Raw genomic sequence first — 23,176 nt, forward strand, 5'->3', positions numbered from 1 at the left:
GGCTACCAGCCGCGTTCGCGCCATTCCCCGAGGTGCGGGCGTTCGGCGCCGAGCGTGGTGTCGTCGCCGTGACCGGGATAGACGACGGCGTCGTCCGGATAGCGATCGAAGAGCTTGCTGGTGACGTCGGTGTAGAGGGAGTTGAAATCTGCCGGGTTGGTGGTGCGGCCGACACCGCCCGGGAAAAGCGAGTCACCGGTGAACAGGTGCACGCCCGGGCCGTCTACCAGGGCGAGGGCAACCGAGCCCGGCGTGTGTCCGCGCAGGTGGACGACCTCGAAGGCCAGCTCGCCGATCTCGATCAGGTCGCCGTCGGCGAGTAATCGGGAGGGACGCACCGGGAGCGGTTCGGCATCGAGTGGATGCACGGCGGTCGGTGCGCCGGTGGCCGCCGCGACCTTTTCCAAGGCCCACCAATGGTCGCGATGCTGATGGGTGGTGACGACCAGGGCGACGCGGCCCGGCGTCTCCTGGTCGACGAGTTCGATGATGCGGTCGGCTTCATTGGCGGCGTCGATGAGCAGTGCCGCGCCGGTGGCGGTGCACTGCACTAGATAGCAGTTGTTGTCCATGCCACCGACGGACATTTTGATTATGCGGGCACCGGGGACGTCCCGCTGTTGCGGATTCGATCCAGGGGACACGTGACCGGTGTACGGCAGGTCGATCGTGATCACAGTTCGATGCTAGCCAGCTACATTCATCCCATGCCGTCGATAGCGCCGATTCGTCGAATCCGCTGGGTCGCCGTAGTGGCAGCGTTCGTCTGTGTCGTGCTGGCCGCAGGCTCGGTCGGCGCCGAGCCACCCCTGCGGATGGGAACGTATGTCGTCGACTCGGCGCAGGTGCTCGATCAAGGGCAACTCGATCGGGTGTCAGCGGCGATCGACGACCTCTACGCCGATCAGCAGATGCGGCTCTGGGTCGTCTATGTGCACGATTTCAACGGGATGAGTCCACAGGGGTGGGCCGGTCGCACCGCGACGATGTCCGGATTCGGTGGGCGTGATCTGTTGCTGGCCGTTGCCACCGAGGATCGCGCGTATTGGTTCAACGGCGAGTTGCCGAGCAGTGTCAGCGATTCCGAGTTGGACAGCGTATTGACGCGTGAGGTGGAGCCCGCGCTGCGCAACGGCCAGTGGGCCGATGCCGGGGTCGCGATGGCCGATGGGCTGGATTCGGCGATGCGCGGCGGTGGGGTCAGCCTGCGGACGCTGCTGTTCGTTGCCCTCATGATCGTGCTGATTGTCGTTGGGCTGGTGCTGTATTCGCGCAAGCGGCGCGCCGATCGCAAGCGTGCGGAGTTGACGGCGGCACGGCAGGTGGATCCCGGTAATTCCGCTGCGCTCGCGGCATTATCGCTGGATGCGTTGCAGGACCGTTCGAAGGAGGTGCTGGTCGAGATCGATAATGCGATGCGGACCAGCGCCGAGGAGTTGGAGTTGGCGACCGGTGAATTCGGCGATACCGCGGTCACCCGCTTCAGCACCGCGCTGGCGAATGCGAAATCGGCTGCCGCCAAAGCATTCTCGATCAGACAGCGGCTCGATGACGCTGTTCCCGAGACAGCGGATCAGCAGCGCACCATGCTGGTCGATCTGATCGGCACGGTCGGGCGGGCCGATCGGGAACTCGACGCTCAGGTAGCCGAATTCGATGCGATGCGCGATTTGCTGATCAATGCGCCCGATCGATTGGACGGGCTGACACGGGATTTGGTCGAGTTGACGGGGCGCGTGCCGGGTTCGGAAGCCGAACTCACCCGGCTCACCAGAGCGTATCCGGCCAGCGTGCTCGCCCCGATCCGAGACAACGTGACCATGGCCCGCGAGCGAATCACCTTCGCGGAGCAGAACATCGATGTGGGGCGCGCCGCCCTCACTCAGCCGGTCGGCAAACAGGGCGGCGCGGTCGCCGCGATCCGGGCCGCGGAGGCGGCTGTGGGACAGGCTCGTACGCTGCTCGACGCCGTCGACAATGCGGCGACGAATATCCAGCAGGCGAGTGACGGCCTGCCCGCCGTACTCGAAGAACTGCGCGCCGATATCGCCACCGCGAAGGACCTGTCGGGCTATGGCGGTGTCGATCTGCACGCCGCCATCACCGCGGCGGAAACGGCGCTGACCATCGCCACCGCCACCGCGACCAGCGACCCATTGGACGCCTTCCACAACGCCGTCGCCGCCGACAATGCGCTGGACCTCGCCAATGCCGCCGCCACCGACCGCAAACTGGCCGCCGAAGACCTCCAGCGCCGACTGGACCGGGCCCTCATCGATGCCCGCGCCAGGATCGGCGCGGCATCCGACTACATCAGCACCCGCCGCGGCGGTATCGACGCACAGGCACGTACCCGCTTGTCCGAGGCACAGCGCAATCTCGATGCGGCACAACAACTTTCCATTACCGACCCCGCCCAAGCACTGGCCAGTGCACAGGCAGCTGCCGACCTGGGTGGCCGCGCATTACAAGCGGCGCAGGCCAGCGTGCGCGCCTGGGAGAACAGCCAGCCGCCATCGGGCACCGCGCAGGCGGGTGCGGTACTCGGCGGAATCCTGATCGAGGGACTGCTGCGCGACGCCACCCACCAACGCTCCGGCGGCTACACACCCGCTTCGTACGGCGGCTCCAGCGGATCCCGCCGCATCAGCCAGGGCGGCCGGTTCTGAAGAATGGTGTGCGGCCACCCGGCAGAAGCTATCTGGGCGCTCAGATCTCGAGGGTGACGCTGTGCAAGCCGGTTGGCCCGGAGGGGAACGGCGAGCGCGAGATACCGTCTTGGATCTCACCGGATCGGCTGATGGCGCGGGCCTGGATCGTGTGTTCGCCTGCGGGCAGGTCGACGGTGGTGCGCCAGCGGCGCCAGGCAGCCGGGGCGAGTTCGGTGCCGAGATCCACTGGGCGCCAATCGCCTTCATCGATGCGCAGCTCGACGGCTTCGACGCCGTGCGGCGGCGCCCATGCGACACCGGCGATGGTGGTGCTGCCCGCGGCCGCCCGGCCCGGCGCGGTGACATCGATGCGGGCCTGGGGTGTCACCCAGATCGGTTCCGACGGCCAACCCCGCTTCCACCAGTAGTCGATGTGGCTGTCGTCGGTGAGTTCCAGTTCGGCAAGCCATTTGGCGCCGGTGTACTGGCCGTAGAGCCCGGGCACGAACACGCGGGCGGGGAATCCGTGCTCCGGGGCGAGCGGCTCACCGTTCACGCCGATCACCAGATATCCGGGCCAGGCACCGCAGCGCAGCGGTTCCACCGGCAGTGAGATGGTGTACCCGTCGACGGCCCTGGTCACCAGCCGGGTGGCACCGGTTTCGGGAATCGCGTGCTCGAGCAATTCGGCCAGCGGCACCCCGTACCAGCGGCCGTTACCCGCGCGGCGCTCACCGGGACGGTTGTGCACGCACACCATGACCGCATCGAATTCCACTGCGTCCGTGGCCAATTCGGCCAGCGACAGGCGCAGTGGATGGGCGACCTTGCCGGTGACCGCGAGCCGCCAGCGCGTCGGATCGATCCGCGGCGGACTCAGATTGACGTCGGCGACATAAAAACTCCGGTTCGCGGTGATCAGTGGCGACAGACCGGGCTCGCCCTCCAACCCGTCCTGCGGCACCATGGAAATCCCACCGAGCGGGCCGACCCGACGGATCGCATCGCGCTGCCTGCGGTCGTAGTCACGAATCAGCGCCCGCGCCCCGGTCAGCAGTCCGGCACCTGCACCCGCCCACAGCAGCGCACCGAACGGCCGACGGGGCCGCCTGCGCAGCCCGAGACCGAGCACACCCGCGGCTGCGGCCGCACCGGCGACGGTGGCGGGCGATCGGGTCGGTCGACGGAATCCCAATGCGGCTGCGGCAGCGCCGAAAGCGGCGACGGCGGGCGTTCGCGCCTGATCGGAAAGCGCACCGAGCCCAGCCGTCGCGGCGACCGCACCGGCGCCGACACCGAGGCGCGTCACGGCCTTGTCGTGCTTGCCGGACAGTGCGACGGTCGTCTCGACCACCGGCACCGGCGCGGTGTCGGCCATGACCCGGCCGATCGCATCGATCAGCGAATCACCGCGCGAGGCCGCGATCAACTCGCCGACACCCAGCGCCCCGATGCCGATCGCGGCGGCACTGAGCGCGCCACGGCGTTCTCCGTTCGTTCGCACCGTTCGAACACCCGCTTTCCTCGATCACAACCGTGCATTCGCTACGAACCTACCGCGCCTCACTCCCGCAGCGCCTCGGTGAACCGGGCCAACAACTCTCGCAACAGTTCGCGCTCCTTCGCACTGAAGGCGGCGGCCACTCGGCGCTCGATGGCGGCGGCCTTGGCATCGGCCTTGGCGAATGCTTTGCGACCCGCCGGGGTCAGGCGGGTTTCGAGCACACCGCGATGCCAGGGATGCGGCGTTCGTTCCACGAAACCGCGCTCCTGCAGGTTTTTCAGCACGACTGTCATCGCCTGCGGTGTCACCAGACATTCGCGGGCGAGGGCGGCGGCGGAGATGCCCGGATGCTCCGACAGCGCGTAGAGCGCGGCGTACTGCGGCACCGTAAGCGGTTTGACGGCCTCGTGTTTGACGGCCATCAGCTCCTGCTCGGCGCGCTTGAGGTCCAGACCGAGCCGCTGCTCCGCGGGCAACTTCATAAGTGTCAAAGATAGCTGAACTATCAAAGCCTTGATAGTCTTCGGAGTATGGACAATCCCGTAATCCCTGAGAGCCACGCCGATTTGCTATCCCGGCCGCTGTTCGCCCATCTCGCCACGCTCAACCCGGACGGCACTCCACAGGTGACGCCGGTGTGGCAGGTGTGGGATGGCGGGCGCCTGCGCTTCACCACCACGATCGATCGGCGCAAGGCGGTCAACACCAAGCAGAATCCCGAAGTCGCGGTGAGCATCAACGATCCGGACAAGCCCTACCGCTACCTCGAGGTCCGCGGCGTCATCGAGGCCATCGAACCCGATCCGAACGGCGAATTCTTCGATGTGCTCGCACGCCGCTACGACCTGCCGTATCAGCGTCCGGTCGCCGACCATCCGCGCCGGGTCGTGCTCGTCATGCGTCCGACGCACGCCACCTACCAATAGCGGCCTCAGGAGTTGACGGCCTCCCCGGCCAGAGCCGTCAATTCGTCGCGCACCGCGGACACCAGCCGGTCGGCATCGCCGCCGAGCACCCCGACCGTCAGTCGACCCTCGAAGGTGTAGACCAGGAAGGTGATTGCCGCCGAAGCACCCGCGGACGGGCGCGGATGGGCGGAGACGTAAACGATCTCGTAGTCGGTCAGCGCGATATTGGCGGGGATGCGGAAGGCGGGCACGGCACCGGTATTCGTCACCGCGATGTGCCCGGCCAGGGAGTGGATCCGGTTGGGGCCGAAGTAATCCGGGAAGTGCAGCACCGATTGCTGGACGATGCCCTCGGCCAGATCGTGACGCAATCGGGCCGAAATGTATTGGGCCAGTTCGAGAATGTCGGCGCAGAGGTCGACCGCCGCGGCGAAAGAGGCCAGACCCGCCATATTGGTGCCCTCGGCACGCGCGACCGGCGGGTCGAGGCGGCTGCGCAAATCCACCGGATACAGGCAGCCGAGCGGCACCGGATCGCCGGTGGCGTTGGCCTTTTGCTCGGCGAAGGCGCGCAGCAGGGCGGCGGTGATCAGACCATTCACCGTCACCCCCGGACAGCGCCCGAGGCCGATGATGCGGGCGCTGGCCTCCTCGTCCAAGACGATGCGCCGCGGCCGGTCCAGCGCGGCGGGTGCGGGGATCGCGGGTGCGGGCGGAATGACCACGGGCTGCAGCGGCTTGGTCACGTCCTCGAAGCCGGAGACCGAAGAGCGGACGATCCCACGTGCCGATACATGCCATTCCAGCGACTGCGGATAGTCATGCGGCACAACGGTTGTCGTCCCGGATTCGACGTAATCGGTGTAGAAGTCCCATAGTCGGGACAGCAGTTCGACGCAGTGGCCCGCGTCGGCGATGCTGTGGTGGGCGAAGAGCGTGACGCGTGCGCGGCCCCGCTCGGAGTACACGACATCCAGGTAGGCCAGCTGTCCGGCCGGATCGATCGGCTCCGGAATGCGAATGGGATCCGGATCACCGAGACTCGCCGTCATACCGATCTCCGGGGTTTCGCCGCGTCGCAGCAGATAGCCGCGGCCGGTGGCATCCTCGCCGATCCGGCAGGTCACTACGGGATAGGCATGCTGTAACGCGGTGAAGGCCGCCCCCAAGGCACTCGTATCGAGATCACCGACGACCGTGACCGATCGTCCGGTGTAGGTCCCCGCCCGCACGAAACGCTGTTCCGAGGCACCCAACACCCGCACCAAAACCTCCTCATCCCACAACACATGGGTCAGCGTGCGGCAACTACCACCGGGGCGCAAACCCGAAGTCACTCGGACTGAGAGAGACTGCCCACATGAGTCCCGCGGCACACATCGGTATCACGGCGCATCTCGAGGAGCTGGGTTTTCCGCTGGTGGTGAGCCAGCTGGCGCATCCGACGGTGGCGGGCATCGCCAGCGGCGATCTGCCCGCACCGGTCTTCCGGTCCTGGCTCGAACAGGACTATCTGTTCCTGCTGGACTATGTGCGGGTATTCACCCGGCTGGCTTGGCAGGCGCCCGCGGCACATCTCGGCGATCTGGTGGATCTGGCGCACGCCACCTATCACGAGGAACTGTCCCTGCATCGGTCGCTGGCCGCCGAATTCGGCGCGGATCTCGACGGCGCGACGAAAGGCGCGCCGTGCGCGGCCTACACCGCATTCCTGCTGGAGTCGGCCGCGTCCTACGCCGACGGACTGGCGGCGCTGTACCCGTGCATGTGGGGCTATTCGACCCTCGGCGCGATCTTGGCCGAGAATCCGCCGCCGGAACCGCGCTACCGGCGCTGGGTCGACACCTACGCCGATCCCGGATTCGCGGCGCTCACCCGCCGCTGCGGGCAGATGCTCGATGAGGCGGGTGCCGACCCTGCGCGCGCGGAAGCGCTATTCCTGCGGGGCATGCGCCACGAATACGAATTCTGGGATGTGCCCGGCTAGGGGTGCAGCACGATCTTGCCGCGCGTGTGGCGCTGCTCCAGTTCCTGATACGCCTCCTGGACCTTGTCGAGCGGATAAACAGCCGCGATGGGTACCTCGATGGTGCCAGCGGCGGCCAGATCGGCCAGTTCGGCAAGCACATCGATGGTGCCCGCGGCGGCGTTGCCGTCGGTCTTCACGCCGTACCTCTCGGCGGCCGCAAAGTTGATGATGGTGTCGATGCGTTCCACCGAAATGCCGAGTTCGATTGCGAGATCGACATATTCGGCACCGAAGGTATCGATGAACGCGTCGACACCATCCGGGGCGGCCGCACGGATCCGGTCGATCAGTCCCTCCCCATAGGCCACCGGAATCACCCCGACCTTGCGCAGCCAATCGTGATTGACCTCGCTCGCGATGCCGAGAACCGTTGCGCCCCTGGCCCGCAGCAGTTGTACGACGATCGAGCCGACGCCACCCGCCGCTCCCGAAACCGCGACGGTATCGCCCGCTTGCGGATCCACGGCCCGCACGGCGGCGAAAGCCGTTGTCCCAGCGACATACAACGATCCCGCCACATCCCAATCCAGTTTCCCTGGCTTGAGCGTCACCTGTTCGGCGGGCACCACCACGTGCGTGGCATGACTGGCCCGCTCATCGGTGAATCCGAGCACCTCGGCGCCGACCTCGATCCCGCCTACGCCGGAGCCCAGCTCGACGACGCGACCCGCGAAATCGGTACCCTCACCCGAGGGGAATGTCGCGGGCCAGCGCTCGTGCATCGCACCCGAACGGATATATCCCTCCCCTGGATTGATACCGGCCGCCACTACCTCCACGACGACCCGACCGGGTCCTGCCTTCGGCGTCGGCACCTCGACGACCTTCAGCTCTTCGATTCCGCCATAACGATCGAACTTCACAGCTCTTGCCATATCCGGCTCCCGCCTACTCGGTGACATACGCCGTCAACCGAGTAACCCGGTCGGAAATTTCCATGCACCGACGATCCTCGAGACGCACTGCCACCGACGCCGTCAGCCCTTAAGCTGACACCCGTGGGTGAGGAAAGGCTGCGGGCATCGGACGCAGACCGCGAGAAAATCGCCGAACAATTGCGGGTGGCGATGAACGACGGCCGGTTGTCTCTGCACGAATACGACGACCGACTCAAACAGGTGTATGCCGCCAAGACCTATGGCGAGCTGAGTCCGCTGCTGTCGGACCTGCCCGTGCCGCGCAAAGCGGTGCCCACGGCTCAACGCGTGCCGCAGTGGGTCATCATCATGTGGATTCCATGGGTCGCGGTGAACGCACTGTGCCTCACGATCTGGCTAGCGACCGGCGCCGGATACTTCTGGCCGTTCTGGGTCGCGGTCCCGTGGGGGTGCGCGCTGCTGATCCCGAGCGGGATCGGGCTGATCCTCCAGTCCAACCGGAAACCGGACCGTCGTTGAATTCGCCTGCGGCACAGGCAATCTCGGTCCAACGACAAACGCCCTGCCGCAGTGCGACAGGGCGTTGACGTTATCGAACTCAGGCGCCGATGAGGTGCTGCGCCAGATAGCCCTCGACCTTGTCCAGCGCGATCCGCTCCTGCGCCATGGAATCGCGCTCGCGAACGGTGACCGCCTGGTCTTCGAGGGTGTCGAAGTCGACGGTGATGCAGAACGGCGTGCCGATTTCGTCCTGGCGCCGGTAGCGGCGGCCGATCGCGCCCGCATCGTCGAATTCGACATTCCAGCTCTTGCGCAGCTGTGCGGCAAGGTCTTTCGCCTTCGGCGTCAGATCCGCGTTGCGCGACAACGGCAGCACCGCCGCCTTCACCGGCGCGAGCCTGCGATCCAGGCGCAGACTGATGCGCTCCTCCATGACGCCCTTGGCATTGGGCGCCTGGTCGACGGTGTAGGCGTCGACCAGGAACGCCATCAGCGAGCGGGTCAATCCGGCCGCTGGCTCGATGACATACGGCGTGTAGCGCTCGTTGGTGGTCTGATCGAAGTAGCTCAGGTCATTGCCGGAATGCTCCGAGTGGGTCTTCAGGTCGAAGTCGGTGCGGTTGGCGATGCCCTCCAGCTCACCCCACTCATTGCCCTGGAAACCGAAGCGGTACTCGATATCGGTGGTGCCCGCCGAGTAGTGCGACAGCTTGTCCTTCGGGTGCACGAACAGTCGCAAGTTCTCGGGGGTGATGCCGAGGTCGGTGTACCAGGACAGCCGGGTCTCGATCCAGTACTTGTACCACTCCTCGTCCTCGCCGGGCTTGACGAAGTACTCCATCTCCATCTGCTCGAACTCACGGGTGCGGAAGATGAAGTTGCCGGGGGTGATCTCGTTGCGGAAGCTCTTGCCGATCTGCGCGATGCCGAATGGCGGCTTCTTGCGCGCGGTGGTCATCACATTGGCGAAATTGATGAAGATGCCCTGCGCGGTTTCGGGGCGCAGGTAGTGCAGACCCTCTTCGGATTCGACCGGGCCGAGGTAGGTCTTGAGCATCATGTTGAAGTCACGCGGCTCGGTCCAGCGACCGACGGTGCCGCAGTCCGGGCACACCACCAGCTCCATCGAGACGGAGTCCGGATCGTCGATCTTGTGCTTGAGCGCGTAGGCCTCCTGCAGGTGGTCCTGCCGGTGCCGGTGGTGACAGTTCAGGCATTCGACCAGTGGATCGTTGAACACGCCGACGTGGCCGGAGGCGACCCACACCTGACGCGGCAGAATCACCGACGAGTCGAGGCCGACCACATCCTCGCGGCTGGTGACCATGGAACGCCACCACTGCTTCTTGATGTTCTCCTTGAGCTCGACACCCAGCGGACCGTAGTCCCACGCCGATTTGGTGCCGCCGTAGATCTCACCACACGGGTACACCAGACCCCGGCGCTTGGCGAGGTTGGCAACGGTGTCCACCTTCGACTTGGGTGCCACTCGAGAATTCTCCATCCACTACGAGTCGGATTCGGATCGGCAGGATCGGGCAGGCCCGATGCTCTGTACGCCGTAACTAATAGGATTCGGTATAGCTTATCGGCTGGGGCCGAGCGATCTTCCACCGCACACGTCTAGTAGTCGCCGACGTGATTCGCCGACTCGAATCGGTCAGTTCTGCGGCGTCAGTCGGCGTGCTCGTTTGACATGCGCAACTGTGCATATCAAAATGGAATCGCTTTCCAATAAGGAGTTGGTTCGATGACCGCTGAGACCGCCACCGCCCACCCGCACAACCCGTACCGATCACCCGCGCCGGTGCCGGTGCCGACGCGGAGCGTGCTGGAGGACGCGGGCGAGCTGCTGCGCGCCCTCGCCGCCCCGGTGCGCATCGCCATTGTGCTGCAATTGCGCGAATCGCCGCGCTGCGTGCACGAATTGGTCGATGTTCTCGGTGTCACCCAACCGTTGGTCAGCCAGCATCTGCGGATCCTGAAGTCGGCGGGCGTGGTGCACGGGGAACGCTCCGGCCGCGAAGTGTTGTACGAACTCGTCGACGACCACCTGGCGCATATCGTGGTCGATGCCGTGGCCCATGCCGAGGAAGGGTGATCGTGCCAGATAAGACGGCCTTGCCGGAAAAGCCGGTTGGCATTCGCAGTACCCGCCAGCGCAGTGCGATCGCCGCACTGCTCGGTGATATCGAAGAGTTCCGCTCCGCGCAGGAGTTGCACGACGAGTTGCGCCGCCGCGGCGAGGGCATCGGATTGACGACTGTCTACCGCACCCTGCAGTCACTGGCCGATGCCGGACTCGTCGACGTACTGCGCACCGACACCGGCGAATCCGTCTACCGCCAGTGCTCCACCGGACACCATCACCATCTGGTCTGCCGACATTGCGGACGCACCGTCGAGGTCGAGGGCCCTACGGTGGAGGCGTGGGCCGACACCATCGCTGGCGAGCACGGATTCACCGAGGTCAGCCACACCATGGAGATCTTCGGAACCTGCTGCGAGTGCGCGAAAGTGGACCGCTCCCGAGTGTGACCGTGGTCACATAGTTAACAGCACTGGCGCCGAGGAAGATTTCACTGCGACTCACATAACGTCCGGGGGTTCCGGGCGTCGCGCACTGAGATCGAAATCTTCTGGGAGGCAGCGTGCGATCGACCATTTTCGCGGCGGACAAACGCCGGAAATTCACCACAACCGGGGTGGCCGTGCTCATCGGCAGTTCCGCCCTGCTCATGACCGCGTGCAACGACAAGGACCCCACGTCCGGGCCGACCACGACGGCGTCCGCGCAGAGCACCATCGGACAGGGTCAGCCGGGCGCGAAAAACGGTCAGTCGACCGTTCGGGCTATCGGCAAGACCGGATGGTACGAGGGCTTCGATATCACGGTGGACAAGGCGACCGTGGTGCCCGACGAATTCGGCGGCGCCAAGGTGCTGATCGATATCACCTACCAGAACACCACCCCCGACAACAAGACGATTAGCAACAACACCTACCTGCAGGTCGACAAGGAGGTCGACGGCGGCGCGAGCTTCGACTCGCCGACCGTGCCCGGAAAGGGTTCGGCCACCGGCAAAGTCACCACGTCGGTCAAGACGCTGCACGATGCCGAGCACCTGCTCGACACCATTACCGTGATCTACGGACAGGCCTCGGATAACCAGACCAAGATTCCGCTGAAGGCCTCGGCCCAGGTCGAAGGTGTCGCACCGAAGACGCTGAATGTCACCGGCAAATTGGTGCAGGATCAGACGACGATCGAAATCACCGGCGGCACACTGGCTCCGAGTTACACCAAGAACGAGCGCGACAAGATGGATCTGTCGTTGCGCATCAAGATCATTGGCGGACCCGGGATCTCCGCGGGCGGGCTGAATGTCTTCTACGACTATTTCACTGTGAAGACCCCGGACGGCCAAACGATTCCGGCCGATATCCGCGGACCGATCAACGAACTGCTGAATACCAACGAAACCATCGACAACGCGAAGAATTACGTCGTATTCGTGGTTCCGTCCCCGGCCACCGGCACCTACGTGGTGACCTACGACGCAAACAAGGGTGAGGGGAGCGCCCCGAACTTCTCCTTCACCATCTCCTGACCATCCGACGATGCAGGCCACCACTGCCGAGTAGTGGTGGCCTGCAGTCGATTTCAGGATCAGACGGCGACCGGATCGCCGGAGCGGACCGGAGTGGGTTCCGCACTCGGACGCCGTCCGCGAAGTGCGCCGAAACCCAGCAGGACCAGGGCTGCGAGAGCCCAGATAGTCAGGACCACAAGCGGTTTGGTGGCGGCCGCACCGTCGAAGAAGGCAACCGAGCGCAGCAGTGAGGCGGCGGCACCGGGCGGCAGCAGTTGGCCGACGGCGCCCCACGGCTGCGGCAGCAGTTCCGGAGCCGAGGTCGCGGCCGAGAACGGGTTGCCGACCAGGAGCATGGTTAATGCGGCGACGCCGATGCCCGCGCGGCCGATCGCGGTGGACAGGCCGACGACCGTACCGGAGACCGCGAAGGACACCAGACCGGCGACGGTCGCCAGCGTCAGGTAGGAACCGGGGACCACCGACATCCAGGTCTGAATGATCACGATGCTCAACAGCCCGCCCGCGATGCCGAAGGTGATCAGGCCGATCGCCTTACCGCCGACCGACGGAATCAACAGGCTGAGTACGACACCCGCCGCGATACCGGACATCACCAGCGGCAAGACCATCGCACCGAAAGCGGCCCCGCGCGGATCGTCCGGATCGGCGGCCACCACATCCTCCACCGGCGTCACCGGCGCACCGGACAGCTGCTGGGCGATCGCGGTGAGCTGTTGTGCCACAACAGGACTCGCACCGGAGGCGACCAATACCCGCGGGGCGCCACCGCCGGTGATGATGGCGCCGTAGACGTCCCGGTTCTCGATCGCCGCGCGTGCCGCCGCTTCGTCGGCCGGGTTGCTGATATCGAAGGCATCCGGATCGTGCTGGGTCAGTTTGTCGGCCACCACTGCGGCCTGCGGGCCGCTGACGGCGATGGGCAGATCGCGCGGGGCGATATGGGCTGCGGGCCAGGCGAAGGCGATCAACATCAATGCCTGGAGCAAGGCCGCGGCGACGCCGACACCGACCGCCCGCTGGATCGTATTCATGACGTTCTCCCGAAAATCGAATGACCGTTCTCTTTCGATGTGGATACCGTCGCACGGCCCATCCCGCTTGTCAAGAACGAGCATTCGTTTTACTTTGGAGCCATGCCCCGAGTCAGCGAAGAACACCTGGAACGTCGCAGGCAGCAGATTCTCGACGCCGCGCAGCTCTGTTTTGCCCGCAAGGGGTTCTACGAGACCTCGATGCAGGACATTTTCACCGAATCGGGTCTGTCGGCCGGGGCGGTCTACCGCTACTTCAAGGGCAAGAACGACATCATCGCCGCACTGGCCACCGATACCACGGTCGAGCTACGCGCCACCATGACCAGGGCGATCCGGTCCGATCCGCTGCCGACCCCGGCCCAGGTGCTCCGGATCGTCGCCGAGCACATGGTCGCGCACAGCGGTCCGGACGGTCATGTCCGGCTCGCGCCACAGGCGTGGGCGCTGGCACTGGTGGACGACGAGGCGGCCGAATACGTCAAATCCGCCGTGCTCGCGATGCGGGATCGGTGGACCGAGTACACCGAGCGCATGGTGGAGGTCGGCTGGCTACCGCCCGATACCGATGTGCACGCGGTCGCGACGGCGATCATCGGCCTGGTGCCGGGATTCATGTTGCAGCACTTGATCGTCGGCGATGTGAACCCGGAAACCTTGGCTCGCGGCGTAGCCGCGCTGCTGCCCTATGGCGAGCCCGCCGTCCAGCCGGTCGATTCCTAGGCGTCGCATATCCAGTGGCTGCCTCGCATAAGGCACACCTTGTGCGAGGCAGTCACTGGTTGTGCGGGAGCGGTCTTCAGAGCCAGCCGTGGCGTTCGGCGGCGCGGACCGCTTCGGCGCGGGTGGTGGTGCCGGTTTTGCCGATGGCGGATGAAAGGTGGTTGCGGACGGTGCCTTCCGATAGGTGCAGCTGTTTGGCGATGGCGCCCGCAGTGGCACCGTCGGCAGCGGCGGCGAGGACCTCGCGTTCGCGGGCGGTCAGTGGCGAGGTGCCGACGGTCAGGGTTTCGGTGGCGAGGGCGGGATCGACAACACGTAGGCCCATGTGGACTCGACGCACCGCATCCGCGAGCTCGCGGGCGGGAGTGTCCTTCACGACGAATCCGCTTGCGCCAGCATCTATTGCGCGCCGCAGGTAGCCGGGGCGACCGAAGGTCGTGACCATCAGGATGCGGACATCCGGATGGGCGGTATGCAGTTGCGCCGCGACCGCGATGCCGTCCATACCGGGCATCTCCACATCGAGCAGCACCACATCGGGTGTGGTGCGCGCGACCGCGTCCAGGACTTCGTCACCGCGACCGACCTCCGCGACAACCTCCAGATCGGATTCCAGGCCGAGCAGTGCGGCGAGTGCGCCGCGGACAAGTGCCTGGTCGTCGGCGAGGAGCAGGCGGATCATGCGAGGTGGTCCTTCGTCGACGTGAATGGGCGGGCACTTTCGGCCGAATCATGGCGCGAAAAGTGCATGCCCGTTTCCGGATTACTCGGGCACAGTTGCACGAATACGTACACCTCCCTCGGACGACAGCGTCAATGTTCCCCCGGCGGCTCGTACCCGTTCGCGCAGGCCGGACAGTCCGGACCCGGATTCGCCGGTTCCCAGCCCGCGACCGTCGTCGACTACCTCGATGCTCGTATCGGTCACCGTGACGGTGCAGTGTCGTGCGGCACTGTGCCGGATCACATTGGTGACCGCCTCGCGCAGCACCCAACCGAATAATTCACTGTGGCGCGTATCGGGCACGGAATCCGGCAGGTCGGCGTCGATATCGGCGGCCGCCAATGCGGTCCGCGCATTGGCTAATTCACCGCCAAGCGATACCTCGCGCAGACCGCCGACGGTATCTCGCACTCCCGCCAACGCTTCGCGCGCCAACCGCTCGACATCGGCCAACTCGGACTTCGCCCGCGTCAGATCCACCTCGATAAGGCGTTGCGCGAGTTCGGTTTTCACGGTGATCACGGTCAGCGAATGGCCGAGGATATCGTGCACGTCACGCGCGACCCGATTGCGCTCCTCGACGATCGCGAGTTCGGCCTGCTGCCGCCGGGCCAGCTCGGCCAACCGCTCGCCGCGCAGGCCCAGCTGCCTGGCCACCCAGATCAGGGCGGGCACGAACGACACGTAGAAAGGCGTCCCGGACAGCCCAGGCAACAGCACCGGAACGAGCAACATCGCGAGCGTCACCGTGAACGCGACATAGCCGGATTCGCGCGAGGGCATATGAAAGATCGCGATCACGCCGATAAAGATCAAGGTCGGCAACCCGATCGCGCCGAGCAACGCCACCAACCCCGCGCTACAGGCTGTCATACCGGCGAGCACCGGCCATATGCGCCGGTCGACCGGCAGCTCTATCAACGGACTGGGGCGGTTGGTGCGCTGGAAAACGATGAAGGAACCGACGATCAGCGCGGCGTACACGAGCAGCGCCGCGGTCGCCAGACTCGCGGTCGGCTGATCGGCGTCCTGCCAGCTCTGGATGATCGGTCCGACCATGTACGACAGCCAGATGACCGACATGAACCCGCCGAACCACCCGCGCCGCTTGACATTCGCCCCGATCCCCCCATCCCGCACCACCCGATCGAGCAATTCGGCGGCCACACCACCCCGCAGCACCGACTTCACGCCCACTCCCACACCGACAGCGCGCACGCCGAATCTCGGCCCAGATTGCCCGCACAGTGGTCGATCACAAGGCTCGACGCTACCGAACATGCACCGCCCGACACCGCAGGTACCCCTGGCCTAGCCCGAATCACTCGCATGACGTCACCCTCATTCGCCGCCGCACAGCCGCCCGGCATCGCGCGGCCAAGTCGCCCCGCACGACCGGCCCCCGTCGACCGGCCCCTTCAGCGCCCTCATAACGCCCCCCGCGCCGCATAGTCGAATCGCACCGGACTTCCCGGACCGCACGGCACGACATGGCCGCCGGGCATCGTTTGGCCAGCCCGGGCGGCACGGCCGACCGCCACCCTGAATCGTCGCCACAGTCCCGCATGCCGCACGGTCGATTCGCCGGGCTTGCGCACCGCGCGGTCGCCCGCCCTCGCGTGGGCCTGGCATCGCATGGCCAGCACAGCCGCCCGGCGCCGAACGAGTCGCCCGGCGTAGCCGCCGACCCATGAAAGGCAGGCGGCCGGGGCAGGCGTCAGATAGTTCAGCGGGCGGTGTCACGGCGGAACAGGGTGGCGGCGCCGAAGACGAAGATCGTGGCCCACGCGATGACGTTGAGGATGGCCAGGGCGATCGATCCGGCGCCGGTGTCGCCGAAGGGCATGCGGGCCAAGGTGGCGACGCCGTTGGTGGGGAAGATCTTCGAGACCGTTTCGAACCAGCCGTGCAGCGGCATGAACAGGCCGCCCGCGAAGGACAGGCCCGCGAGGACGGGGCCGAGCAGTTGCATGACATTTTCCGAGGGCAGCAGGTAGCCGACGAAAAGGCCGAAGGCCGCGAAGACCAGTGAGCAGATCCATGCGAGCAGGAAGCAGCTCACCCAGGCGGTGACGGTCAGGTGGGCACCGAAGATTCCGCCGATGACGAAGACCGCGGTGACCGAGGCCAAGCCGAGCACCATCGCGACCGCGACTTTGGTGGCGATGTAAGCGACGGGACGCAGTGGAGTGAGCCGCAGTTGGCGACTCCACCCCTGTGCGCGTTCGATCGCGACCATCGCGCCGCCGCTGGTGGTGGCCAGCATCGCGCCGTACACCGCCATCGACACCATCACATAGCCGGTCACATTGCCCGAGCCGAAAGACTCTGTCCGGTAATCGGATTGCAGTCCGAAGATGACGAAGAACAGCGGCGGCATGACGAGCGTGAAGATCATGGTGCGGCGATTGCGCAGCATGCGGCGCAGTTCCAGACGCAGGAAGCCGAGACTGAAGCCACCGAGCGGGTGACGCGCCGGAACGGCTTGTGGGGCAAGGATGGTCATATCAATTGTCTCCGGTGGTGAGCGCAAGGAATGCGGATTCGAGATTGTGCGAGGTGATTTCCAGATCGACCGCGGCGGTCTGGGTGAGCAGGTAGCGCGCGACGGCATCGGAATCCTTGGTGTGCACGATGATTCGGTCGCCACGCAGCTCGACATCATCGATGCCGGGGACGGTGAGCAGCCGGGCCGGATCGGCAGCGGGCAAGGTCGCGCTGACGGATCGTCCCGCGGCCAGGTTCTTGATCTCGGCGGCACTGCCGTCGGCGACCACCCGGCCCGCGCGCACCAGCACGATTCGGTCGGCGTATGCGTCGGCCTCGTCGAGGTAGTGGGTGGCGAACACGACGGTGCGGCCGCGATCGGAGTCCTCGCGCATCGCATTCCAGAATTGGCGGCGACCTTCCACATCCATGCCGGTGGTCGGTTCGTCGAGCACGATCAGGTCCGGATTCGGCAGCAGCGCGAGCGCGAAGCGCAGGCGCTGCTTCTGCCCGCCCGAGCATTTGCCGACCAGCCGCCCGCCGATATCGGCGATACCGGCCCGCGCGAGCACCTCATCGACCGCCCGCGGATGCGCGTGCAGCGTGGCCACCAGTCGCACGGTCTCGGCGACGGTCAGATCGGGCAATAGCCCGCCGGATTGCAGGACGGCCGAAATGCGGCCTGCCGCAAGCGCTTCCGACGGTAATCCGCCGAAGACCCGGACGCTGCCGGAGTCCGGCGTAGCCAGTCCGAGCAGCATATCGATGGTGGTGGTCTTACCCGCGCCATTGGGGCCGAGGAAAGCGACGATTTCCCCCGGCGCGACCATAAGGTCGAGTCCGTCGACGGCACGCACCTCGCCGCCGCCGGGGAGTCGGAAGCTCTTGTGCAGGTCGCGTAGTTCGATTGCCCGGTGCCTGCCCGAGCCGCCCGCCGCGGCGAACAGGGCCGTGGATGTCAGTGTCGATGTCATGACTCAACGGTCACGCGAACCGGGGTCCGATACCTCGCACGAGTGTCACGAACCCGCCATGACATCTGTCATGCGGTCAGCGGTTCAGGGCAGCAGTCCCTGCCTCGCCTTACCCGCGCCGGAGAGCACGAGCAGCAGCATGGTGGCCAGTGCCTGATCGTCCAGCCCGGCAGCCGGGAAGGTGTAGCGCAACATGACATCGGCCTGGTTGCCGCGGGTGATCAGGGTGATCGAACCGAATTGAATCGCGCTGTTGCGCTCGGCGACTCGCTTGTGCAGCTGCGGCTTGAGCGGACGATCCCAGGCCAGCACACAGGTCAGCGTCAGCACATCCAGGCCGGGCGCCAGGGTCACCGCGCGCAACGAGCACAGCGCGCCCTCGTACTCGAAACCGAGTGAACCCTCCGGGTCGACCCGCACGTCGACGTCATAGAGCGATAGACAGGCACCGGCGCGGGCCTGTAGCTCTTGTTCGGGGGTGACTGCTGCGTCCATCTCGGTGCCGCCGTTCATTTGCTGCCGCCGTTCACTTGGTCCCCCCGAAGCGGCGGTCACGCGAAGCGTACTGGAGACAGGCCTCCCACAAGTTGCGCCTGTCGAAATCGGGAAACAGCGTGTCCTGGTAGACGTATTCGGCGTAGGCCGACTGCCAGATGAGGAAGTTCGAACTGCGGAATTCGCCGGAGGGCCGCAGGAACAGATCGACGTCCGGCATATCCGGCTCGTCCAGATATTTGGCGACCGTCGCCTCGGTCACCCGCTCCGGATCGATCTCGCCCGCTGCCACCCGGCGCGCGATTTCCCTTGCCGCATCGGCGATTTCGGCACGCCCGCCGTAGTTGACGCACATGGTGAGGGTCATCACCGTGTTGTCCTTGGTCAGCTCCTGCGCGGTCTCGAGTTCGTTGATCACGCTGCGCCACAGGCGCGGTCGCCGCCCCGCCCAGCGCACCCGCACACCCATTTCGTGCATCTCGTCGCGGCGGCGGCGGATGACATCCCGGTTGAATCCCATGAGGAAGCGCACCTCCTCCGGGCTGCGCCGCCAGTTCTCGGTGGAGAAGGCATAGGCCGAGAGCCACTTCACGCCGATCTCGATGCAGCCCTCGACGGTGTCCATCAGGACCGCCTCGCCGCGCTCGTGCCCCGCGGTGCGCGGCAACCCGCGCTCCTGCGCCCAACGACCGTTGCCGTCCATCACCAGCGCCACATGCTTGGGCACCAACTCCGCGGGCAGTTCCGGCGGCGTCGCCCCCGATGGATGCGGCGACGGCGGACGGACGGTGCGTTCGGCACCCGACCGTGCGCTGGTCGACCTGGTCGGCGCGGCAGAGTCTCGACGGAGGATCACGGCAACTATCCTGCCCGATGGTTGTGGAGAGATTGTGCCGAGGTCAGCCCAAGTGTGTGGTGTTCGGGGCAGACCCGTTCGAGTCCTCCGAATGGCCAGAGAAATGGGCGCTCACCCAACGCACCTGATCGCCGGAGCACGGAGCCGTCAGCCCACCTACCCAGCGGTCACCGACTCCGCGGTCGACCGCTCGATCAGCGGCAGGGTGCGCAGCTGACGTTCCAGGTGCCATTGCAGATGCGCCGCGACCAGGCCGCTGGCCTGCCTGCGGACCTGTTCGGGGACCTGCTCGACGTAATCCCACTCCCCCTTCAGCAGGGCGATCAGCAGGTCGAGCACGCCCGTGGCCGGGGTGGCCGAACCGGGTGGGCGGCAGTGCACGCAGACCGCGCCACCGGCGGCGACGTGGAAGGCGCGATGCGGGCCGGGTGTCGCACAGCGCGCGCATTCGTCCAGCGCGGGGGCCCAACCGGCAAAACCCATGGCGCGCAACAGGTATGCGTCGAAGATCAGCTCGTGCGGGCGCTGTTTGGCGGCAATCGCCCGCAGCGCGCTCGCGGTCAATGCGTGCAGCTTGGGTGCGGGCGCGCGTTCCTCACCGGCCAGCCGCTCCGCGGTCTCCAGTACCGCGCAGGCCGTGGTGTAGCGGCCATAGTCGTCGACGATATCGGCGGCGAACGCCTCCATGGTGTGCACCTGGGTGATCGTGTCGAGATTGCGCCCCGGATGCAGCTGCACGTCCACATACGCGAACGGCTCCAACCGCGCCCCGAACCGCGACTTGGTCCGCCGCACCCCCTTGGCCACCGCCCGCACCAACCCGTGCTGCCGTGTCAACAACGTGACAATGCGATCCGCCTCCCCCAGCTTGTGCTGGCGAACCACTACCGCCTCGTCTCTGTACAACCGCACACCGTCATCCTCCCACGAACCCCCGACCCCCGACCCCCGGGCACGGCGCATTCGAGCACCCACCTTTCCGGCGTAACATGTAACCTATGGCGGCAAAGGATCGGGTACAAGCCCACCGTGACCGGTTGCGCGAACAAGGACTCCGGCCTATCCAAATCTGGGTCCCGGATACCCGCAGCCCCCAGTTCCTGGACGAGGCGCACCGGCAATCAGTGCTACTCGCTGATAATCCGTACGAGCACGAAGACCAGGCATTCGTCGACGCCATCAGTTATCCGCTGGATGACGAGTGAGGCGCGCAGAGCTCTGGACCATCGCCACCGGCAGTGGCTACACAGGGAAACCCCGCCCGGTGATCATCGTCCAAAGCGATGCTTTCGATGGCACCGCATCGGTGACGGTTTGCCCGATCACCTCAGACAGCATCGACGCACCCTTGGCTCGCGTGATGATGGAACCCAGTGAGGAGAACGGCCTGCGCCAGACGAGTTACGTCATGGTCGACAAGGTCACGACTGCACCGCGCGACAAGCTGAGGCACCGCATCGGACAAGCATCGAAACCAGACATGCTGCGCATAGACCGATATCTCGTAGTATTCCTCGGCATCGCGGACTGATCGGACGGTATCGCTGCCCCACCACGGTATGCTCTGCGGATGCGCGGAATTCGGTTCTGCTCAGTGGTTTTGGCGGTTGTCGCCGCTGCGAGTTGTGCAGGCGACCCGAATGCGCCCGCGGCCGATGAGACGGCGTTCGTTTCGGTGACGGAGTTGGATCCGACGATCGTTGTCGATGCGCGGTACTTCGGGGAGCACAACTTCATCGGTGGGCCGATCAATGGGTATGAGGCGTCCAAGTGCTTGTTGACGAAGGAGACGGGCGGGGCGCTTGCGGAAGTGCAGCGGGAATTGCGGCCGATGGGGCTCGGGCTGAAGACCTACGACTGCTATCGACCGCAGCGCGCGGTGGACCAATTCGTCAGTTGGGCAAAGGATCTCGGCGATACCAAGATGCGCGCCGAGTTCTATCCGACAGTCGACAAGGCCGATTTGTTCCGGGACGGATACATTGCGGAGAAGTCCGGGCACAGCCGGGGCAGCACTGTGGATCTCACGATCGTCGCGCTGCCGCCCGCCGATCAGGAGCAGTATCACGCCGGTGATCCGCTGCGCGCCTGCACACTGCCCGCCGACCAGCGCTTCCGCGACAACAGCCTGGACTTCGGGACCGGCTACGACTGCTTCGATCCGCTGGCCCACACGGCCAACCTCTCGGTCGGCGCCACCCAGCGCGCGATGCGGGAATTGCTGACCAATGTGATGGCCGAGCACGGTTTCACCAATCTCGCCGAGGAATGGTGGCACTTCACCCTGAAGAACGAACCCTTCCCGAATACCTACTTCGACTTCCCCATCCACTAGGGCGTTCGCAGAATTCCACCAATGAGCAGCATCAGCGACTGCTGAGCCTGCGCCTGCGCGGCCGCCTTATCGGTGGCGTGCGCAACGATCAACCCCGCCTCGGTGACCGCGCTGAAGATCAGCTGGGCGAGAACCGGAATCGGCGCATCCGCGATCAGTCCGGCGTCGCGGGCGCGTTCCAATTCGGCGATGACCAAGCCCAGCCCGTGCCGCGCCTCGAACTCACGAAACGCCTGCCAGCCGAGGACCGCAGGACCGTCATACAGCGTGATACGGATCATTTCCGGGCGCTGACAGATCTCCAGGAAGACATTCAGGCCGATGGCCATCGAGGTGAGAATGTCCTCGGGATCCCCTGCGCCGATGGCGTTTTCGATTTCCTGCGTGGTCTCGACCTCGATCTGTTCGAGCACGGCCAGGAACAGGCCGCGCTTATCGCCGTAGTGGTGGTGCAGGGCGCCGCGGGTGACCCCCGCCTCGGTCACGAGTTCCTCGGCCGAGGTCGCCGCGAAGCCGCGCTCGGCGAACAACCGGCGACCGGCTTGTTCGAGCGCGGCTCTGGTGGCACGGGAGCGATCCTCCTGACTACGGCGTTGCATGCGCCCGAGTGAACTCCAGAATCGTTTCGGAGAGCAACTCGGGCTGATCTTCGGACAGGAAGGTGTAGGAGTCATCGATGAACTTCAGGGTCGCGTTCGGCAGGTCCGCGGCCAGGCGTTCGGCGAACTTCACCGGGAAGATCTTGTCCTCGCGGGCCCAGACGATCAGCACCGGAACCCGCACCGACGGGAATCGGGTGGCGGCGTCGAGGGTGTAGCGGCGATGCACGGTCTTCAGAAACCGCCGCAGATCCTTGCGGATCGCCGCCGAATTCCGACTCGGCCGCAGGTAGGAGTCGGCGATTTGCGGCGGGACCGGGCGCTTTGTCACCCAGCCGAAGGCAATCGGCAGCCGATGCAGCGGACGAATCCGCATCAACTCGGTCAGCGGCCGTAGCGAGCCTGGCACCCGCGCCAATACCGGCAGCGCCGCGAAGGCAGGCGGGAAGAATGCTTCGTAGGCGTCGCATGAGGTCAGCACGACGCGGCCGATCCGCTCCGGTCGACGGGTCAGCAACAGTTGGGTGATCGCGCCGCCGGTGTCATTGGCGACAATGGTGACGTCGGTGAGGTCGAGTCGCTCCAGAAAGTCGGCGATCAGATCGGCGACCCCGGTGGGCGTGAGATCCGCTGCGGGGACCGGGATTTCGTGCGAGCCGAGCGGCAGGTCCGGACTGAGACAGCGATAACCCGCCGCCGCGACGGTGGGGACGACATTGCGCCAGAGATCGGAGTTCACGAGCAGGCCGTGCACGAAAACGACCGGCGCGCCCTCCCCCGTGTCGTGATACCGAATGCGGCCGCCGGGGAGATCCACCTCATGCGGGCGCCCGAGTGACGTACTGATTCCCATGGTTCCTCCAT

27 protein-coding genes are annotated in these 23,176 nt (G+C 65.8%); 11 read left to right on the forward strand and 16 right to left on the reverse strand.

Annotated elements, in window-relative coordinates:
• Nucleotides 1-2: 2 nt before the first annotated feature.
• Nucleotides 3-677: an MBL fold metallo-hydrolase gene (locus tag NA5_RS27715; protein ID WP_062991206.1), complete on the reverse strand. Its 675-nt coding sequence runs from the start codon at nt 675-677 to the stop codon at nt 3-5.
• A gap of 30 nt (nt 678-707) precedes the next feature.
• Here NA5_RS27715 and NA5_RS27720 point away from each other — a divergent pair, with 30 nt between their 5' ends.
• Nucleotides 708-2,669, forward strand: coding sequence for a TPM domain-containing protein (locus NA5_RS27720; RefSeq protein ID WP_062991345.1), 1,962 nt, complete (start codon nt 708-710; stop codon nt 2,667-2,669).
• A 40-nt stretch (nt 2,670-2,709) separates the two neighbouring features.
• Here NA5_RS27720 and NA5_RS27725 read toward each other — a convergent pair whose 3' ends face one another.
• Nucleotides 2,710-4,155 carry a molybdopterin-dependent oxidoreductase gene (locus tag NA5_RS27725; protein ID WP_062991208.1) on the reverse strand — a complete coding sequence of 482 codons (1,446 nt, stop codon included), beginning with the start codon at nt 4,153-4,155 and terminating at the stop codon, nt 2,710-2,712.
• Between the two features lie 59 nt (nt 4,156-4,214).
• Nucleotides 4,215-4,637: a MarR family winged helix-turn-helix transcriptional regulator gene (locus tag NA5_RS27730; protein ID WP_174555279.1), complete on the reverse strand. Its 423-nt coding sequence runs from the start codon at nt 4,635-4,637 to the stop codon at nt 4,215-4,217.
• A gap of 48 nt (nt 4,638-4,685) precedes the next feature.
• On the opposite strand from NA5_RS27730, the gene NA5_RS27735 reads away from it, so the two are divergent.
• Complete coding sequence (locus NA5_RS27735) at nt 4,686-5,081, forward strand: PPOX class F420-dependent oxidoreductase (protein WP_062991210.1); 396 nt, start codon at nt 4,686-4,688, stop codon at nt 5,079-5,081.
• Between the two features lie 5 nt (nt 5,082-5,086).
• On the opposite strand, the gene NA5_RS27740 is transcribed toward NA5_RS27735, so the two are convergent.
• The gene (locus NA5_RS27740) at nt 5,087-6,352 is read right to left on the reverse strand and encodes a phthiocerol/phthiodiolone dimycocerosyl transferase family protein (protein WP_245672425.1); all 1,266 of its coding nucleotides are present in this window, start codon (nt 6,350-6,352) and stop codon (nt 5,087-5,089) included.
• Nucleotides 6,353-6,423: 71 nt separating this feature from the next.
• Between NA5_RS27740 and NA5_RS27745 the strand changes: the two genes are divergently transcribed.
• Entirely contained in the window at nt 6,424-7,050 is a 627-nt protein-coding gene (locus tag NA5_RS27745; protein ID WP_245672426.1) for a TenA family protein, read from the forward strand.
• Here the strand turns inward: NA5_RS27745 and NA5_RS27750 are convergent.
• The gene (locus tag NA5_RS27750; RefSeq protein WP_062991212.1) at nt 7,047-7,967 is read right to left on the reverse strand and encodes an NADP-dependent oxidoreductase; all 921 of its coding nucleotides are present in this window, start codon (nt 7,965-7,967) and stop codon (nt 7,047-7,049) included. The two genes, NA5_RS27745 and NA5_RS27750, sit on opposite strands and share 4 nt — an antisense overlap.
• A 123-nt stretch (nt 7,968-8,090) precedes the next feature.
• Between NA5_RS27750 and NA5_RS27755 the strand changes: the two genes are divergently transcribed.
• Nucleotides 8,091-8,489, forward strand: coding sequence for a DUF1707 domain-containing protein (locus NA5_RS27755; RefSeq protein ID WP_062991214.1), 399 nt, complete (start codon nt 8,091-8,093; stop codon nt 8,487-8,489).
• Between the two features lie 79 nt (nt 8,490-8,568).
• Here NA5_RS27755 and NA5_RS27760 read toward each other — a convergent pair whose 3' ends face one another.
• Nucleotides 8,569-9,960 carry a glycine--tRNA ligase gene (locus NA5_RS27760; protein ID WP_062991216.1) on the reverse strand — a complete coding sequence of 464 codons (1,392 nt, stop codon included), beginning with the start codon at nt 9,958-9,960 and terminating at the stop codon, nt 8,569-8,571.
• 261 nt (nt 9,961-10,221) lie between these two features.
• Between NA5_RS27760 and NA5_RS27765 the strand changes: the two genes are divergently transcribed.
• The 3 genes from NA5_RS27765 (at nt 10,222) to NA5_RS27775 (ending at nt 12,082) form a co-directional block, all read left to right on the forward strand.
• On the forward strand, nt 10,222-10,572 hold the full coding sequence (locus NA5_RS27765) for an ArsR/SmtB family transcription factor (RefSeq protein ID WP_062991218.1): 351 nt from the start codon (nt 10,222-10,224) through the stop codon (nt 10,570-10,572).
• A gap of 2 nt (nt 10,573-10,574) precedes the next feature.
• Complete coding sequence (locus NA5_RS27770; protein ID WP_062991354.1) at nt 10,575-11,009, forward strand: Fur family transcriptional regulator; 435 nt, start codon at nt 10,575-10,577, stop codon at nt 11,007-11,009.
• 113 nt (nt 11,010-11,122) lie between these two features.
• Complete coding sequence (locus NA5_RS27775) at nt 11,123-12,082, forward strand: hypothetical protein (protein ID WP_062991220.1); 960 nt, start codon at nt 11,123-11,125, stop codon at nt 12,080-12,082.
• 59 nt (nt 12,083-12,141) lie between these two features.
• Here NA5_RS27775 and NA5_RS27780 read toward each other — a convergent pair whose 3' ends face one another.
• Complete coding sequence (locus NA5_RS27780) at nt 12,142-13,119, reverse strand: hypothetical protein (protein ID WP_062991222.1); 978 nt, start codon at nt 13,117-13,119, stop codon at nt 12,142-12,144.
• Nucleotides 13,120-13,221: 102 nt separating this feature from the next.
• On the opposite strand from NA5_RS27780, the gene NA5_RS27785 reads away from it, so the two are divergent.
• Nucleotides 13,222-13,842 carry a TetR/AcrR family transcriptional regulator gene (locus NA5_RS27785; RefSeq protein WP_062991356.1) on the forward strand — a complete coding sequence of 207 codons (621 nt, stop codon included), beginning with the start codon at nt 13,222-13,224 and terminating at the stop codon, nt 13,840-13,842.
• 76 nt (nt 13,843-13,918) lie between these two features.
• Here NA5_RS27785 and NA5_RS27790 read toward each other — a convergent pair whose 3' ends face one another.
• The 7 genes from NA5_RS27790 to recO form a co-directional block, all read right to left on the reverse strand.
• The gene (locus tag NA5_RS27790) at nt 13,919-14,524 is read right to left on the reverse strand and encodes a response regulator transcription factor (protein ID WP_062991224.1); all 606 of its coding nucleotides are present in this window, start codon (nt 14,522-14,524) and stop codon (nt 13,919-13,921) included.
• A gap of 81 nt (nt 14,525-14,605) precedes the next feature.
• Nucleotides 14,606-15,757, reverse strand: coding sequence for a sensor histidine kinase (locus NA5_RS27795; protein ID WP_245672427.1), 1,152 nt, complete (start codon nt 15,755-15,757; stop codon nt 14,606-14,608).
• Between the two features lie 535 nt (nt 15,758-16,292).
• Nucleotides 16,293-17,072: an ABC transporter permease gene (locus NA5_RS27805; protein WP_062991231.1), complete on the reverse strand. Its 780-nt coding sequence runs from the start codon at nt 17,070-17,072 to the stop codon at nt 16,293-16,295.
• A 1-nt stretch (nt 17,073) separates the two neighbouring features.
• Nucleotides 17,074-18,027: an ABC transporter ATP-binding protein gene (locus NA5_RS27810; RefSeq protein WP_062991233.1), complete on the reverse strand. Its 954-nt coding sequence runs from the start codon at nt 18,025-18,027 to the stop codon at nt 17,074-17,076.
• An 84-nt stretch (nt 18,028-18,111) separates the two neighbouring features.
• Nucleotides 18,112-18,540 carry a CesT family type III secretion system chaperone gene (locus NA5_RS27815; protein WP_084484470.1) on the reverse strand — a complete coding sequence of 143 codons (429 nt, stop codon included), beginning with the start codon at nt 18,538-18,540 and terminating at the stop codon, nt 18,112-18,114.
• Between the two features lie 13 nt (nt 18,541-18,553).
• Nucleotides 18,554-19,375, reverse strand: coding sequence for an isoprenyl transferase (locus NA5_RS27820; RefSeq protein WP_157110677.1), 822 nt, complete (start codon nt 19,373-19,375; stop codon nt 18,554-18,556).
• Nucleotides 19,376-19,534: 159 nt separating this feature from the next.
• Nucleotides 19,535-20,290 (reverse strand): DNA repair protein RecO, encoded by a 756-nt coding sequence (recO, locus tag NA5_RS27825; protein WP_062991238.1) that lies wholly within the window; start codon nt 20,288-20,290, stop codon nt 19,535-19,537.
• 86 nt (nt 20,291-20,376) lie between these two features.
• Here recO and NA5_RS27830 point away from each other — a divergent pair, with 86 nt between their 5' ends.
• From NA5_RS27830 to NA5_RS27840, 3 genes are read left to right on the forward strand one after another with little or no spacing between them, the layout of a single operon-like run.
• On the forward strand, nt 20,377-20,583 hold the full coding sequence (locus NA5_RS27830; RefSeq protein WP_062991240.1) for an antitoxin MazE family protein: 207 nt from the start codon (nt 20,377-20,379) through the stop codon (nt 20,581-20,583).
• Nucleotides 20,580-20,909, forward strand: coding sequence for a type II toxin-antitoxin system PemK/MazF family toxin (locus NA5_RS27835; RefSeq protein ID WP_062991243.1), 330 nt, complete (start codon nt 20,580-20,582; stop codon nt 20,907-20,909). Before NA5_RS27830 ends, NA5_RS27835 begins: the two co-directional genes overlap by 4 nt.
• A gap of 39 nt (nt 20,910-20,948) precedes the next feature.
• On the forward strand, nt 20,949-21,713 hold the full coding sequence (locus tag NA5_RS27840) for a M15 family metallopeptidase (protein ID WP_062991245.1): 765 nt from the start codon (nt 20,949-20,951) through the stop codon (nt 21,711-21,713).
• On the opposite strand, the gene NA5_RS27845 is transcribed toward NA5_RS27840, so the two are convergent.
• Together NA5_RS27845 and NA5_RS27850 are read right to left on the reverse strand one after the other, a co-directional pair.
• Nucleotides 21,710-22,312 (reverse strand): TetR/AcrR family transcriptional regulator, encoded by a 603-nt coding sequence (locus tag NA5_RS27845; RefSeq protein ID WP_062991247.1) that lies wholly within the window; start codon nt 22,310-22,312, stop codon nt 21,710-21,712. The genes NA5_RS27840 and NA5_RS27845 overlap by 4 nt on opposite strands.
• Entirely contained in the window at nt 22,299-23,165 is an 867-nt protein-coding gene (locus NA5_RS27850) for an alpha/beta fold hydrolase (protein WP_062991360.1), read from the reverse strand. The genes NA5_RS27845 and NA5_RS27850 overlap by 14 nt, the downstream gene beginning before the upstream one ends.
• Nucleotides 23,166-23,176 lie beyond the last annotated feature (11 nt).

It is taken from the genome of Nocardia anaemiae NBRC 100462, assembly GCF_001612725.1.
Taxonomy (GTDB): Bacteria; Actinomycetota; Actinomycetes; order Mycobacteriales; family Mycobacteriaceae; genus Nocardia; species Nocardia anaemiae.

What these genes read in the sequence shown, in the direction of transcription:
- NA5_RS27720 (WP_062991345.1), top strand. Translation starts at nt 708, where the DNA reads ATGCCGTCGATAGCGCCGATTCGTCGAATCCGCTGGGTCGCCGTAGTG.
- NA5_RS27730 (WP_174555279.1), bottom strand. Translation starts at nt 4,637, where the DNA reads ATGAAGTTGCCCGCGGAGCAGCGGCTCGGTCTGGACCTCAAGCGCGCC.
- NA5_RS27735 (WP_062991210.1), top strand. Translation starts at nt 4,686, where the DNA reads ATGGACAATCCCGTAATCCCTGAGAGCCACGCCGATTTGCTATCCCGG.
- NA5_RS27745 (WP_245672426.1), top strand. Translation starts at nt 6,424, where the DNA reads ATGAGTCCCGCGGCACACATCGGTATCACGGCGCATCTCGAGGAGCTG.
- NA5_RS27750 (WP_062991212.1), bottom strand. Translation starts at nt 7,967, where the DNA reads ATGGCAAGAGCTGTGAAGTTCGATCGTTATGGCGGAATCGAAGAGCTG.
- NA5_RS27765 (WP_062991218.1), top strand. Translation starts at nt 10,222, where the DNA reads ATGACCGCTGAGACCGCCACCGCCCACCCGCACAACCCGTACCGATCA.
- NA5_RS27780 (WP_062991222.1), bottom strand. Translation starts at nt 13,119, where the DNA reads ATGAATACGATCCAGCGGGCGGTCGGTGTCGGCGTCGCCGCGGCCTTG.
- NA5_RS27785 (WP_062991356.1), top strand. Translation starts at nt 13,222, where the DNA reads ATGCCCCGAGTCAGCGAAGAACACCTGGAACGTCGCAGGCAGCAGATT.
- NA5_RS27790 (WP_062991224.1), bottom strand. Translation starts at nt 14,524, where the DNA reads ATGATCCGCCTGCTCCTCGCCGACGACCAGGCACTTGTCCGCGGCGCA.
- NA5_RS27805 (WP_062991231.1), bottom strand. Translation starts at nt 17,072, where the DNA reads ATGACCATCCTTGCCCCACAAGCCGTTCCGGCGCGTCACCCGCTCGGT.
- NA5_RS27810 (WP_062991233.1), bottom strand. Translation starts at nt 18,027, where the DNA reads ATGACATCGACACTGACATCCACGGCCCTGTTCGCCGCGGCGGGCGGC.
- NA5_RS27815 (WP_084484470.1), bottom strand. Translation starts at nt 18,540, where the DNA reads ATGAACGGCGGCACCGAGATGGACGCAGCAGTCACCCCCGAACAAGAG.
- NA5_RS27830 (WP_062991240.1), top strand. Translation starts at nt 20,377, where the DNA reads ATGGCGGCAAAGGATCGGGTACAAGCCCACCGTGACCGGTTGCGCGAA.
- NA5_RS27840 (WP_062991245.1), top strand. Translation starts at nt 20,949, where the DNA reads ATGCGCGGAATTCGGTTCTGCTCAGTGGTTTTGGCGGTTGTCGCCGCT.
- NA5_RS27845 (WP_062991247.1), bottom strand. Translation starts at nt 22,312, where the DNA reads ATGCAACGCCGTAGTCAGGAGGATCGCTCCCGTGCCACCAGAGCCGCG.
- NA5_RS27850 (WP_062991360.1), bottom strand. Translation starts at nt 23,165, where the DNA reads ATGGGAATCAGTACGTCACTCGGGCGCCCGCATGAGGTGGATCTCCCC.